The organism is Flagellimonas hymeniacidonis, from assembly GCF_008040165.1.
Lineage (GTDB): Bacteria > Bacteroidota > Bacteroidia > Flavobacteriales > Flavobacteriaceae > Flagellimonas > Flagellimonas hymeniacidonis.
The window spans coordinates 1,010,049-1,023,293 of the sequence record NZ_VRUR01000001.1; the positions used below are offsets into that span (position 1 = coordinate 1,010,049).

Sequence of the window (13,245 nt, forward strand, 5' to 3'; positions counted from 1 at the left end):
TGTTGTGTAACGCTAATTTATTGTGGTGAACAAACTGATTGGTATTTAAGATGCCATCTCAGGCACTTCTCCTTCCACAACCAATTTCCCTTCTGTTGCAGCCACAATAGTCTCTACAGAAACTCCTGGGGCTCTTTCCAGCAGTTTAAACCCATCTGAGGTAACTTCCATGACAGCAAGATTGGTCACTATTTTCTTCACACAGCCAACACCTGTAAGTGGCAAAGAGCATTTTTTTAACAGTTTGGACTGCCCCGCCTTATTGGTATGCATCATGGCAACAATAATATTTTCTGCAGAAGCCACTAAGTCCATAGCTCCTCCCATTCCTTTTACCATTTTTCCAGGAATTTTCCAATTGGCGATGTCTCCGTTTTCTGCAACTTCCATTGCCCCTAAAATGGTAAGATCTACGTGCTTTCCGCGAATCATTCCAAAACTCATAGCGGAATCAAAAAAAGAGGCGCCGGGAAGCGTAGTAATAGTCTGTTTTCCTGCATTTATGATATCTGCATCTTCTTCTCCCTCAAAGGGAAAGGGGCCCATGCCAAGCACGCCATTTTCGCTCTGAAATTCTACACTTATATCTTCTCTAACAAAGTTGGCCACCAAAGTAGGAATACCAATTCCTAAATTCACGTAATAGCCATCTTTAACTTCTTTTGCAATTCGTTTTGCGATTCCGTTTTTATCCAACATATCTACGCTTTTTGCCTAACGGTTCTTTGTTCTATTCTTTTTTCGTAATGAGTTCCCTGAAAAATGCGCTGTACAAATATTCCTGGTACATGAATTTCATTTGGATCTAGACTGCCTGCCGGCAATAATTCTTCTACCTCAGCCACAGTTACTGTTGCCGCACCACACATACAAGGGTTAAAATTTCGGGCTGTGCCTTTAAAAATTAGATTGCCTGCTTCATCCCCTTTCCATGCCTTCACAAATGAAAAATCGGCCTTATAAGCGGGCTCTAACACATACATTTTTCCATCAAATTCTCTAGTTTCCTTTCCCTCAGCTACCTCGGTTCCATAACCAGCAGGCGTATAAAAAGCTGGAAATCCGGCTTGGGCCGCTCTACACTTTTCGGCCAAAGTACCTTGTGGTGTTAGTTCCACTTCAAGTTCTCCACTTAACATTTGCCGTTCAAACTCATCATTTTCACCCACATAGGACGAGATCATTTTCTTTATCTGATGTTGTTGTAAAAGCAATCCCAATCCAAAGTCATCGACCCCGGCATTATTGGATATACAAGTAATGTCCTTAATCCCCAACTTTACCAATTCTGCTATTGCATTTTCTGGAATACCGCATAACCCAAATCCCCCCAGCATAAATGTCATTCCGCTAGCTACGCCTTTTAATGCGTCCTCCACATTTGGAACTGTTTTTTTAATCATCTGCTCTCTTATTTTCTAATGGTTTGAAATTACGATATAAATAAAAAAGCCCCAAGACATAAATGGCTCAGGGCAAAGTTTTTTACAGATTTCCAAAGAAGGTTAAAAGCCTACGTCTTCTAAATCATCTTCGGTATCCAAATCATCTTGCAGTTCTTTCAACACCTTAGTGCAGTCCACATTGATAGACATATTTTCCGGTTTTTCAAAAGCCTCTTGCGAAACTCCCAATTCTTCATTTTCGTAATTTTTCTTCATATAAAGGGCCCAAATAGGTAAGGCCATTGAAGCACCTTGTCCATATGCAAGACGATTAAAGTGAATCGCTCTATCATCTCCGCCTACCCATACGCCGGTTACCAAATTAGGCACCATCCCCATAAACCAACCATCACTTTGGTTTTGCGTAGTACCCGTTTTCCCTGCAATTGGATTGGTTAATTCGTATGGATATCCGGTAATAATTTCTTTATACACCGTCTGGTTTTTTGCAAAGGAATGTCTTAGTCTTCCGCCCGAACCATATTGGGTAACTCCTTCCATTAGATTTACCATGGCATAAGCCACATCTTTGCTTAGTACATCTTTGGTTTTTGGAACATATTCGTACAATACCGTCCCATTTTTATCTTCTATTCTTGTGACCATTACTGGCTTCACATAAACTCCTTGATTAGCAAAGGTTCCATATGCGCCTACCATTTCATATACACTAAAATCATGGGTTCCTAGAGCAATAGAAGGTACTTCAGGAATCTCTCTGTCAAGCCCCATATCTGTTGCAATACTCACTACTGATCTTGGCCCTACCTTGTCTATTAACTGTGCGGTGACCGTATTTACTGAATTGGCCAACGCATGTTTAAGGGTTAAATTTTTACCTGAGTATTTTCCATCTGAGTTTTTAGGACACCACGCCTCCATGTTTCCATGCTTTAGGGGCTCAATACAATATTGGTTGTCCGGAAGCGAATCACAGGGAGAATATCTTAGTTGGTCAATGGCCGCTGCATATACAAATGGCTTAAATGTAGATCCTGCCTGTCTTGCTCCCTGAATTACATTGTCGTATTGAAAGTGTTTATAATCCACACCTCCTACCCATGCTTTCACATGTCCGGTTTGCGGTTCCATGGACATCATGGCCGTTCTTAAAAAGGTTTTATAGTATCTGATGGAATCCCGCGGGGTCATTATAGTATCCTTTTCAAAGGAATCGCTATTCCAATCAAAAACGGTCATTTCTGTTTTCTCTTCGAATGAGTCTTTTATTTCTTTTTCAGATTTCCCAGCTCTTGCCATGCTTCTCCATCTGTCTGAGCGCTTCATGGCACTATTCATAATGGTGTCTATAGCTCCCCTGGTCAAATCTAGAAAAGGAGCTGTACGATTTCTGTCGGGTGTATTTTGATGAAAAAATTCCGTTTGCAGGTTTTTCATATGTGCTTGAACTGCATCCTCTGCGTTCTTTTGCATTCGAGAGTCCACGGTTGTAAACACTTTTAGTCCATCCAAATAAATATTGTATTTCTCACCATCCGGTTTAGGGTTCTCATTCACCCAATTCTTTAAAAACCGTTGCAAGTACATTCTAAAATAAGTGGCCAACCCTTCTCTGTGAGATTCGGGATTAAAATTGATATTCATTCTCAGTGCTTGAAGGGAATCCTTTTCTTGCTCTGTGATATATTCATATTTGGCCATTTGCCCCAAAACCGTATTTCTGCGGTTCAAGACCAGTTCTTCTCTTCTAATAGGGTTGTATAGTGAAGAGTTTTTTAGCATTCCCACCAAAACCGCAGATTCCTCTACTCTTAGCTCTGCAGGTTCCTTCCCAAAATAAATCCGAGCGGCGGATCGTATTCCATCTGCGGCATAACCAAAATCGTAGATGTTTAAATACATGGCTACAATCTCTTCTTTGGTATAATTGCGCTCTAAACGAGTGGCAATAACCCACTCTTTTATTTTTTGCGTGTATTTGGTCCAGTCTTTAGCACGAATTCCTACAAATAGCTGTCTTGCCAACTGCTGGGAAATGGTACTTGCTCCTCCCTTTTTTCCCAGATAAGCAAAGGCTCTAATAGTTCCCCTAGCATCTATACCAGCATGGTCATAATATCTAGCGTCTTCTGTAGCGATAAGGGCATTTACCAAATTCTTGGGAAGCTCTTCATACGCAACTGGTGTTCTGTTGTCATCCAAGTACAGCTTTCCTAAAGTCTCTCCATCTGAAGAAATAAATTCTGTTGCAAGATTGGTCTGCGGATTTTCTAAACGCTCAAAAGTGGGCATTTCACCAAATACTCCCCACGATGCCAAGAGAAAAACCAATAAGACTAAAAGAATACCAGATCCGAAGAGAATCCAAAACCATTTAATGTAGGGAAAGAAGCTTCTTTGCTTCTTTTGCTTAGCTTTTGCCATTGTTTTTATTGCGTGCTTTTTTCAATTTCCAAACCGACATCTGTAATGCCTTCTAAGGCATAGATGCCATTTACATCGCCATTTTTGCGCATGGCGTGGGCAATGTTTAGTTTATATACGCCAGAATCTGGAAAAACGATGTTCTCCTGAAACCAAAGCTTGTTTTCTTTTATGCTCCCCAGTCCTTTGCCCAACCATGCTCCAGAGGGTTCCGCCATTTTGTACTCCAAAGTGTCCTTAAATGTTTTGCCATTGGGATATTCCAATTCCGTAATCAGAAAAAGATTGCTGAACTGAAAGGTGTTATCATTCCTAATGTTGATGAACATATTGTAATCTTGGACGGAGTCCATTTCGGAAAATTCAAAGTAAACTGATTTGTCCATTTCCCATTTTCCACTTTCTATGGCTTCATACTCAGAATACACCAAATTATTGTTGCACGAAACTAAACATAAAGAGAAAACCAAGGCAATGAGGAATTTATTGTGCATTGGGGGAAGCTTTTGGTTTATTTTTTCTTCTTTTTTTATTATTTCGCTTCTTCTTTGGGCGATCAAAACGAGTAAGACTGTCTTGGCCAACTACATTTTCAAAAACCATTTTTTCTTCGCTTACATTGTCCTGTGCATATTCTTCCAGGCTTGCAATTTTTTCATTCTTCTTGTTCATCTCCAGAATTTCTATAACCTGGTCTTTATCCAATGCGTGCCAAGTAGCTGGATCATCCTTATACGAAAACCAAAGAGTTTGTTTAAAAATATCAGCTTTTTGGCAGAAGGCAATACCCTTTTGGGTCATTAACTTACTGTCTTGTGATGGAAAGTCTTTTAGTGCTTCCAAATACATGTCCAACTCATAATTGAGACAGCATTTAAGCTTTCCACATTGGCCTGCCAACTTTTGTGGGTTTAAGGCCAATTGTTGATACCTGGCGGAAGCTGTGCTTACAGACCTGAAGTCTGTTAACCATGTGGAACAGCACAATTCCCTTCCACAAGAACCAATGCCCCCTAGACGCTGTGCTTCTTGACGGTATCCAATTTGACGCATTTCAATTCGGATGCCAAAAGCTTTGGCCATGTCCTTTATTAATTGTCTGAAATCTACTCGGTCTTCGGCAGTGTAATAAAATGTAGCTTTAGAGCCATCCCCTTGAAACTCAACATCACTAAGTTTCATTTGCAGTTTGAGCGAAATAGCAATCTCCCTTGATCGTTTTTGAATTTCGGGTTCCTTATTTCTACACTTCTGCCAAATGTCTATGTCTCTTTGGGAAGCTTTCCTATAAATTTTAGGTATTTCATTGTCATCCGGTGCAACCTTTTTTCTTTTCATTTGCACTTTCACCAATTCTCCGGTAAGCGTTACAATGCCAACATCATGGCCAGATTTTGCCTGAGTGGCTACCACATCTCCAATGGCCAAAGGGAGATTGTCCGCATTTCTAAAAAATTCTTTTCTACTATTCTTGAAACGTACCTCAACACAATCAAAAGGTTTTTGACCGTTGGGTAGCGACATATTGGAAAGCCAATCGAAAACGGTTAGCTTGTTACAACCATCAGAGCCGCAAGTACCATTGTTCTTGCAACCACGCGGTTGTCCATCCTTGCCGGTTGAACAACTGCTACATCCCATATTTTGTATCTTGATTTAAAGAAATGACTTGCATTTCCTTAAAAAGGGTTCATAAATAACTAGTTGTAAATATAGCACAAATTGTCGCAGATGAGAAATGCTACTTTTTATACTTTAATACTTCAGAACGGCCCTTTTTAAAAATTTTGTTGCTTGCTTTTTTACCCTTGCGAAGGCTTTTTTGCTCTTCATATGGCAACGCATGTGTTTCCTTACATTCCAAAGAACAACAATCATCCATGGCCTCTGCACATTCTTTACATTGTATAAAAAGCAAGTGGCAAGCTTCATTTGCGCAGTTCACATGGGTGTCGCATGGTTTTCCACATTGGTGGCAATTGGAGATAACATCTTCAGATATGCGTTCTCCTCTTCTATGGTCAAAAACAAAATTCTTGCCCAAAAACTTGTTTTCAAGATTTCGGTCTTTTACCTGTCTGGCATATTCAATAATACCTCCTTCCAATTGGTACACATTTTTAAACCCTTTATGCTTATAATACGCACTGGCTTTTTCGCACCGAATACCTCCCGTGCAGTACATCACCAATTTCTTATCTTCTTTGTGTTCCGCTAGATTGTTTTCAATAATATCAAGGGAATCCCTAAATGTATCTACATCTGGTGTAACAGCATTTTTAAAATGGCCTATTTCGCTTTCATAATGATTTCGCATATCCACCAATACCGTTTCGGGATCTTCAATAAGTTCATTGAATTTTTCCGCCCCCACATGAATTCCTTTATTGGTCACGTCAAAAGTGTCATCATTCAAACCATCTGCAACAATTTTATGCCGTACTTTAACCTTCAATTTTAAGAACGATTTATTATCTTGTTCTATAGCAATATTTAGACGAACATTCTCTAAAAAAGAAATGCTGTCCAAATGTTTTTTGAATGCCTCAAAGTTTTCTGCCGGCACTGAAAGTTGTGCATTAATTCCCTCGTTGGCTACGTAAATTCTTCCGAGTACGTCTAACTCGTTCCAATGAATAAAGAGATGGTTTCTAAAAATTTTAGGGTTTCCAATGTGTGCATATTGGTAGAAAGAGATAGTCAACCGATCCTTGCCGGCCTCTTCTATAAGTTTCTCTCTTTCCTTTGCACTTAAGGTATTGTACAGTTGCATGCTATACTAATATTTAAGTTAAAGAATTGTCTTTTTAAAAGTGGTTACAAAGGTAAAAAATCCACATGTCAAAAAAAGAAAAGGGACTCCTAAAATTAGGAGTCCCTTTTAACCACATAATTTTTTCATAGCACAAATTTCCCTTTTGCGGTGTGGCTGCGAATTAGAATTCGCCACTATAAATACTAGAGTTAGTAATTCGTAGATACGGTTTTTTGCATAAGGTTGCGTTACCTGTATTAATTACCAATTCCGCAGTTTTGTGTTTCTGGCCAAACAGCAATTCTATCCGTTACCTCTTCACTTGCAATGCTCTCTTTTTCTAGACTATTTGCATAATCAATATATCCTAAAAATTTACCAGAACAATCAAGGACCTCTGGAGGGAGAGAGTTACAAAAAGGGCAACAATTCCCAAAAACAAATACCGTGTTTCCCTGATAGTTTGCTTTAAAAACAAAAAGGTAATCCTTGATAATTGAGTCGTCACTGATATACGATTCTATTTTTTCCTTAATGATAGTCAAGTTTTTTTCAGCACAACTTTCTTCAGCATTTACTAACAATGCATTAGAATCAACGGAATCATCTTGATCTTTTGCACAAGAAACTAAAACCGCAAGCAGAAAAATCATGATGTATCTGTTCATTGATTGGTGTTTTTAACAAGAAGATTTTCTTCTTTCAAAAAGGTTGCGTGCCTTTTGCCGTATGTTGAAAGAAATGGTAATTTAGCCTTCCTAATTATAGAGAACCATGAGCAACGAAAAAGAAGCAAAATTAAAAGCCTTAAAACTTACCCTGGACAAATTGGACAAAACCTATGGAAAAGGTGCCGTAATGAAAATGGGGGACAGTGTAGTTGAAGATGTTGAAGTTATCCCTTCGGGATCCTTAGGGCTGGATATTGCTTTGGGCGTAAGTGGTTACCCCAGAGGTAGGGTCATCGAAATTTATGGTCCAGAATCTTCTGGTAAAACTACCTTAACGTTGCATGCCATTGCAGAAGCTCAAAAAAATGGTGGCATTGCCGCTTTTATTGATGCTGAACACGCATTTGATCGTTTTTATGCCAAAAACTTGGGTGTGGATATTGACAACCTTATCATATCTCAGCCTGATCATGGAGAACAAGCCTTGGAGATAACTGATAATCTTATTAGATCTGGTGCCATTGATATTGTGATTATTGATTCTGTTGCTGCCCTTACGCCAAAAAGTGAGATTGAAGGAGAAATGGGAGATTCTAAAATGGGACTTCATGCCCGTTTAATGTCACAGGCCTTACGAAAATTGACCTCTACCATTAGCAAGACCAATTGTACGGTTGTTTTTATTAACCAATTACGGGAAAAAATTGGTGTAATGTTCGGAAATCCAGAAACAACTACTGGTGGAAACGCACTTAAATTCTATGCCTCAGTACGTTTGGATATTAGGCGATCAACCCAAATAAAAGACACGGATGGAGCGGTTCTGGGCAACAAAACCCGGGTTAAGGTGGTAAAAAACAAGGTTGCACCACCATTTAAAACGGCGGAATTTGACATTATGTATGGTGAAGGCATCTCTAAAATTGGGGAAATCCTTGATTTGGGAGTAGCTTATGAAATTGTAAAGAAGAGCGGTTCTTGGTTTAGCTATGGTGATACAAAACTTGGCCAAGGTAGAGATGCTGTAAAGGCCCTATTGGCGGACAATCCAGAATTGGCAGAAGAATTGGAATCCAAAATAAGAGAGGCTATTTCAGCAGTGAACGCCTAAATTATGGCCTAATTTTTATGCTTATTTAGGCATAGGTTGTGAAAATCTTACGCAACCCTTATATATACCGTTCATCTAGGAGTTAAAAGAATTTTAATGATGAAAAAGGTAATTGCGCTATTTATCCTTTTGGGGGTAGGCTTATTGTCCAGTTCCTGTGATTTAAATGATGACGCCCCAAACTTTCATTTTACCACACTTTCTGTAGTTGAGGCTAATGTCCCCGAATCCTTTGAACTAAATCAGACATACGATATTGAGGTTACTTATTTAAGACCTGATGGCTGTACTTTTTTTGAAGGGTTTGACGTAGCAAAAACAGGGGAAACAGATCGGGATATTGTGGTAATAGGCTCCGTGCTTTCAGATGGTGACACCGCCTGTACACAGGCAGTTGAAGAGGTCGTAGCCATTTTAAAGTTCAATGTGATTTTCACTGGAGAATATAATTTTAGATTTTACGCAGGAACCGATGCAAATGAAGATGCGGTATATCTGGAGTATACTATTCCAGTAGTGCCAACGAACTAGATAATCAATAATCCAAAATAACCAACATTTGGATCTTGAAGAATTAATACATAACTGTAAAAAGGGAAAAAGACAGGCGCAAGCTGAATTATACCGGAAATATTCCGGTATTCTTTTCAGTATGTGCCTTAAGTATTCTAGGAACAAAACTGAAGCTGAAGACAATTTGCATGATAGTTTCATGACCATTTTCAGCAAAATTGATCAGTATAAGTTTAATGGTTCTTTTGAAGGTTGGATCAAAAGAATTACGGTAAACACAGTACTTCAGAAGTACAGAAAAGAACAATATCTCAATGTAGTTTCGGAAAATCATGGGGAAGAAACGGAAGTGGACACAGAACAAACAGATGTAAGTCTGTCCACACTATTGGGATATATTCAAGAATTGCCAAACAAATATAGATTAACGTTTAATCTATATGTTTTGGACGGCTATAGCCATAAGGAAATAAGTGAGATGTTGGGGACATCCACCGGAACTTCTAAATCCAATTTGGCTAGGGCCAAAATGATTTTGAGGGAAAAGATTGAAAAGGAAAATATAAACATTGCTTAATGATTTAAGAATGGGGAAAAAGAATTTAGAGCAATTGTTCAAAGACACCTTTAAGGACTTTCATGAGGTTCCAGACGAAAAAGTCTGGCAATCCATTGAAACTTCTTTGGACAAAAAGAAGCAAAAGAAAAGAGTTATTCCAATTTGGTGGCGCCTGGGAGGGGTTGCAGCACTATTGGCAGTTCTATTTTACGTTATCAATCCGTTTGGTAACCAAAATAATGATGGTGAAATTATTACTGAAACCGAAAACAATAAGATATCCACTCAAAAAGATAGTATTGAGCAAGAATCAGATGGGTTAAACTTGCCTACAACTATAGATGAGACCCAGCAATTGACCAAATCTTCTAGTGACAATGGCAGTTCTACTTTGGAAAGCACAGAAGCCATCACAGAAAATGATTCCCAAAATACTTCCACTGAAAATAAAAGCATCAAGATTGACCAGCAGCTTTTGACTTCTAGTTCTGATGGGCAAGGGAAAGCGGTGCAAAACAGAATTCAAAATCAAAACGGTTCAAAAGAAGATGAGCAGTTAAATATCAATAAAAATTCCAATCGGAATGCTGTCGTTGTTAACAATACATTGGACAACAAGAGTCCCACGGAAGTTACTGAGTCCGAGGCATTGAAACTTTCAGAAAAAAATGAAGCTATTGCTGTTGCAACTTTAGAAGAAGAAACCAAAAACAAGATTTTACCCTCTGAGGAGAACAAAAATTCGGTTTTACAAAAAGAAAAAGTTCCTGAAAATACCGTCACAGAAGAAGCCGTAGCTCAAAATGAAGAAAAGAGCGAAGAGCTTGAAAAACGATCTATTTTTGAAGTAATTAATGAACAGCAAGAAGACGCGGTTGCAGAAAATTCTCAAGAAAAATGGTCTGTAGGTCCTTCCGTGGCCCCGGTGTATTTTAATGCCACAGGAGAAGGTTCGCCAATCCATTCTAATTTTGCCTCCAATTCCAAATCAGGGAATATCAACCTAAGTTATGGTCTTACCGTTGCATATAACTTGAGCAAAAAACTTAAAGTCCGTTCAGGTGTCCACAGAGTCGACTTTGGATATGATACCAATGAAGTGATATTCTCATCTTCTCTTGAAGGTTCCACGAATGAGTTGATAGATAATATTAGTTACAGCCAAACCTCTAGAAATTTGGTGTTACAAAGTAAAAATAACGCTCCAACCGCTGCCAATGATGCTTTGTTTGAGGTTGCAGCGAGCGAAAGCCCTGCTTTAGATGGCAAAATGGTACAACAGCTGGGTTATATTGAAGTGCCTGTCGAGCTCAATTATGCTTTAATTGATAATAAGTTTGGTGTCAACCTTATTGGAGGAGTGAGCTCACTTTTTCTTGTGGATAATTCGGTTTTGCTAGAGTCGGAGGGATTGGTAACAGAGGTAGGAGAAGCCAATAATGCAAACTCGGTAAACTTTAGCACCAATGTGGGGATTGGTCTTAATTATAAATTCTCCCCAAAAGCGCAATTAAATTTAGAACCTGTTTTTAAATATCAGCTAAATACTTTTTCGGAAACAGCCGGTCCATTTAGACCCTTTTCTGTGGGAGTTTATAGTGGTGTTACTTTTAAGTTCTAGTTATATAAAGATGTTGGTTAGGAAGGTTGCTCCTTTAGGCAATCAATTAAGCGCCTCGTGTTTATCGGGGTGCTTTTTTTGGTCAATACTTTGAGGTCATCAAACTCGTGTTTATTTGAGGTAAACTTTCGTTAAAATAGCCTAATTTATTCCAAATTATAGGAAGGTTTTCTTCAAAAAGCAGCTTAGTAAATTATTCTTAAAGCTACCCTTAAAACTATTTGGCTAAATTTAATGTCATAAATGTTTTTTTATGAAGACAGTATAAATTTGGAAAACTTAATTCTGTTTAGAATAACTTAAAGGTTCCCCAATCTTATTTAACCAATGCATAAACTTCTAAGGAACATACTACTTCTCACATCCTTGCACTTAAGTGTTCCGGGGTTTGCCAGTAACACGTCCAACAGTATTGGGAAAGAAATTGCATTCAAAGTTTTCAAGGCTCAAGGAGATGGTTTTACCATACAACATATTTTAGATTCCCCTAATGTTTTTCAGAAACCAAATGATTTTATAGAAAAAACAAACGCAGATGAGGTTTTTTGGATACAATTGGATTTTGGCCCCTTGTTAGATGCTATAAAACTGGATTCTGCAGCATATCTAAAATTGAACACCTTTGATTATGGTGACTTATTCTATCAAAAAGATAGTGTCATAGCTAAAAAAAGTATAGGGCAGTTTAACAAGAATAACATTATCCAAAAAATAAGCACGTCCTACTATTATTCGTTTTTAAACCTTAAAGCGGAGGATTTAATTAAAAATCGATATCTGATCCTTAAGGTAAGGCGCGTAACTTTTAATGAGGATATTAAGAACTGGCATTTTACCTACTATAATCTTGCTCCCGATTCTTATATGACCTCCAGCGATTTCTCCAAAGAGGTTCCCTATTACTTTTTTGCAGGGCTTTGTTTTATTATGTGGTTTTCCACACTTTCTTTCTTTTTTATGTTGAGAAAACCAGAATTCTTGTATTATTCCATTTACATCATCGTCACATTTATTTATGTGACTGGCAATAAATTTGGAATTTATCAATATTTCTTTGACAACAATCATTTGACCCATTGGATATCCCAAAGTTTTATGATTCTGGCCAATTTGGCCTACGTATTCTTTTTTGTCAATTATTTGCGCTCCAAAAAGGACTATCCCATTATTCACTTAATAGCCCAAGCTGTTGCTTGGCTTAATGTTATTACTATTATTCTCATATTCATTATTTATGGAACAAATAACATCACTGGTTTCATTTATGTTTTAATGTATGCTTTTCAAGTATTATGTGTTTTGGCCATTTTGGGCCTTATTTATCTGCTTTTTATAGGCAAAGGACCCCTGGCATATTTTGTTGCTCTTGCTACATTGGCATATTGTATCGCCCCTATAGCACGCATCTATTTTGCGGAACCCGAAGATGGCCTTTTCCTTGACAGCCTTGTTTATTTGATAGTTGGTTGTTCTATTGAAATGGTAATATTTGCATTTGGATTAAACTACAAGGTTCATTTAGAATTGGTAGAGAACTTCCAACTTCAGCAAGATGCTTTTATGAACAAAACCAAAGCCTTGCGAGCCCAAATAAATCCTCATTTCATCTTTAATTCGTTAAGCTCAATCCAGCATTTGGTCTCTAGGAACAATAAGGTAAAGACACTAAAATATTTATCCAAGTTTAGCCGATTAACCCGCAACATCTTGGAAAGCTCCATGGAAACCAATGCCATGCTTACCGAAGAGATTAAAATGATTCAGGATTATCTAGAGCTTGAGTCACTTCGTTTTGATAATGCTTTCACCTATAAAATACATGTTGACAAAAACTTGGATGCAAATGATGTTGAAATTCCTTTTATGATCTTACAGCCCTTTGTAGAGAATGCCATTATTCATGGCCTGCTACCAAAAAAGTATGGGATTAAAGAATTGAACATCAATTTTAAAAAAGGTGATAACATAATGATCTGTGAAGTTGATGATACTGGTGTGGGCAGAAAAGTTGCTACCCAAAGATTGCATATTTATCAGAGAGAAAAGAAATCTAGGGGGCTAGAGGTAACCAGGCAACGATTGGAATCACTGGGCAAAAACCCCGAAAGCCTTCAAATTGTAGACAAGTTTGATCAGGATAACAACCCTTTAGGTACAAAAGTGATCATCAACATACCTATATAAA

Annotated in this window: 12 protein-coding genes; 5 read left to right on the forward strand and 7 right to left on the reverse strand. The window is 38.1% G+C overall.

All coding sequences use genetic code 11. From position 1 onward, the window contains the following. Positions 1–45 precede the first annotated feature (45 nt). The 7 genes from FVB32_RS04520 to FVB32_RS04550 all read right to left on the reverse strand — a co-directional run bounded on the left by FVB32_RS04520 (position 46) and on the right by FVB32_RS04550 (position 7,253). Positions 46–699 carry a CoA transferase subunit B gene (locus tag FVB32_RS04520; RefSeq protein WP_147741595.1) on the reverse strand — a complete coding sequence of 218 codons (654 nt, stop codon included), beginning with the start codon at positions 697–699 and terminating at the stop codon, positions 46–48. Between the two features lie 2 nt (positions 700–701). Continuing rightward, entirely contained in the window at positions 702–1,403 is a 702-nt protein-coding gene (locus FVB32_RS04525) for a CoA transferase subunit A (RefSeq protein ID WP_147741597.1), read from the reverse strand. A 102-nt stretch (positions 1,404–1,505) separates the two neighbouring features. Beyond that, positions 1,506–3,830, reverse strand: coding sequence for a penicillin-binding protein 1A (locus tag FVB32_RS04530; RefSeq protein ID WP_147741599.1), 2,325 nt, complete (start codon positions 3,828–3,830; stop codon positions 1,506–1,508). Between the two features lie 5 nt (positions 3,831–3,835). Continuing rightward, positions 3,836–4,324 carry a gliding motility lipoprotein GldH gene (locus tag FVB32_RS04535; protein ID WP_147741601.1) on the reverse strand — a complete coding sequence of 163 codons (489 nt, stop codon included), beginning with the start codon at positions 4,322–4,324 and terminating at the stop codon, positions 3,836–3,838. Further along, positions 4,314–5,471 carry a PSP1 domain-containing protein gene (locus FVB32_RS04540; protein WP_147741603.1) on the reverse strand — a complete coding sequence of 386 codons (1,158 nt, stop codon included), beginning with the start codon at positions 5,469–5,471 and terminating at the stop codon, positions 4,314–4,316. Before FVB32_RS04540 ends, FVB32_RS04535 begins: the two co-directional genes overlap by 11 nt. Positions 5,472–5,571: 100 nt before the next feature. Further along, positions 5,572–6,603 (reverse strand): oxygen-dependent tRNA uridine(34) hydroxylase TrhO, encoded by a 1,032-nt coding sequence (gene trhO, locus FVB32_RS04545; protein WP_147741605.1) that lies wholly within the window; start codon positions 6,601–6,603, stop codon positions 5,572–5,574. Positions 6,604–6,842: 239 nt separating this feature from the next. Continuing rightward, positions 6,843–7,253 carry a hypothetical protein gene (locus FVB32_RS04550; RefSeq protein ID WP_147741607.1) on the reverse strand — a complete coding sequence of 137 codons (411 nt, stop codon included), beginning with the start codon at positions 7,251–7,253 and terminating at the stop codon, positions 6,843–6,845. A gap of 106 nt (positions 7,254–7,359) precedes the next feature. On the opposite strand from FVB32_RS04550, the gene recA reads away from it, so the two are divergent. The 5 genes from recA (at position 7,360) to FVB32_RS04575 (ending at position 13,244) form a co-directional block, all read left to right on the forward strand. Beyond that, positions 7,360–8,367 (forward strand): recombinase RecA, encoded by a 1,008-nt coding sequence (gene recA, locus FVB32_RS04555; protein WP_147741609.1) that lies wholly within the window; start codon positions 7,360–7,362, stop codon positions 8,365–8,367. A 96-nt stretch (positions 8,368–8,463) separates the two neighbouring features. Then, on the forward strand, positions 8,464–8,898 hold the full coding sequence (locus FVB32_RS04560; RefSeq protein WP_246139826.1) for a hypothetical protein: 435 nt from the start codon (positions 8,464–8,466) through the stop codon (positions 8,896–8,898). 28 nt (positions 8,899–8,926) lie between these two features. Further along, on the forward strand, positions 8,927–9,457 hold the full coding sequence (locus FVB32_RS04565; protein WP_147741611.1) for an RNA polymerase sigma factor: 531 nt from the start codon (positions 8,927–8,929) through the stop codon (positions 9,455–9,457). Positions 9,458–9,467: 10 nt separating this feature from the next. Then, a complete protein-coding gene (locus tag FVB32_RS04570) occupies positions 9,468–11,060 on the forward strand; it encodes an outer membrane beta-barrel protein (RefSeq protein ID WP_147741613.1) in 1,593 nt (530 codons plus the stop codon). Between the two features lie 327 nt (positions 11,061–11,387). Continuing rightward, positions 11,388–13,244, forward strand: a complete 1,857-nt coding sequence (locus FVB32_RS04575) for a sensor histidine kinase (protein ID WP_147741615.1) — start codon at positions 11,388–11,390, stop codon at positions 13,242–13,244. The last annotated feature ends 1 nt before the right edge of the window (position 13,245 follow it).

Coding starts and splice junctions, on each gene's coding strand:
- FVB32_RS04520 (WP_147741595.1), bottom strand. CDS start 699: ATGTTGGATAAAAACGGAATCGCAAAACGAATTGCAAAAGAAGTTAAA.
- FVB32_RS04525 (WP_147741597.1), bottom strand. CDS start 1,403: ATGATTAAAAAAACAGTTCCAAATGTGGAGGACGCATTAAAAGGCGTA.
- FVB32_RS04530 (WP_147741599.1), bottom strand. CDS start 3,830: ATGGCAAAAGCTAAGCAAAAGAAGCAAAGAAGCTTCTTTCCCTACATT.
- FVB32_RS04535 (WP_147741601.1), bottom strand. CDS start 4,324: ATGCACAATAAATTCCTCATTGCCTTGGTTTTCTCTTTATGTTTAGTT.
- FVB32_RS04540 (WP_147741603.1), bottom strand. CDS start 5,471: ATGGGATGTAGCAGTTGTTCAACCGGCAAGGATGGACAACCGCGTGGT.
- trhO (WP_147741605.1), bottom strand. CDS start 6,603: ATGCAACTGTACAATACCTTAAGTGCAAAGGAAAGAGAGAAACTTATA.
- FVB32_RS04550 (WP_147741607.1), bottom strand. CDS start 7,253: ATGAACAGATACATCATGATTTTTCTGCTTGCGGTTTTAGTTTCTTGT.
- recA (WP_147741609.1), top strand. CDS start 7,360: ATGAGCAACGAAAAAGAAGCAAAATTAAAAGCCTTAAAACTTACCCTG.
- FVB32_RS04560 (WP_246139826.1), top strand. CDS start 8,464: ATGATGAAAAAGGTAATTGCGCTATTTATCCTTTTGGGGGTAGGCTTA.
- FVB32_RS04570 (WP_147741613.1), top strand. CDS start 9,468: ATGGGGAAAAAGAATTTAGAGCAATTGTTCAAAGACACCTTTAAGGAC.
- FVB32_RS04575 (WP_147741615.1), top strand. CDS start 11,388: ATGCATAAACTTCTAAGGAACATACTACTTCTCACATCCTTGCACTTA.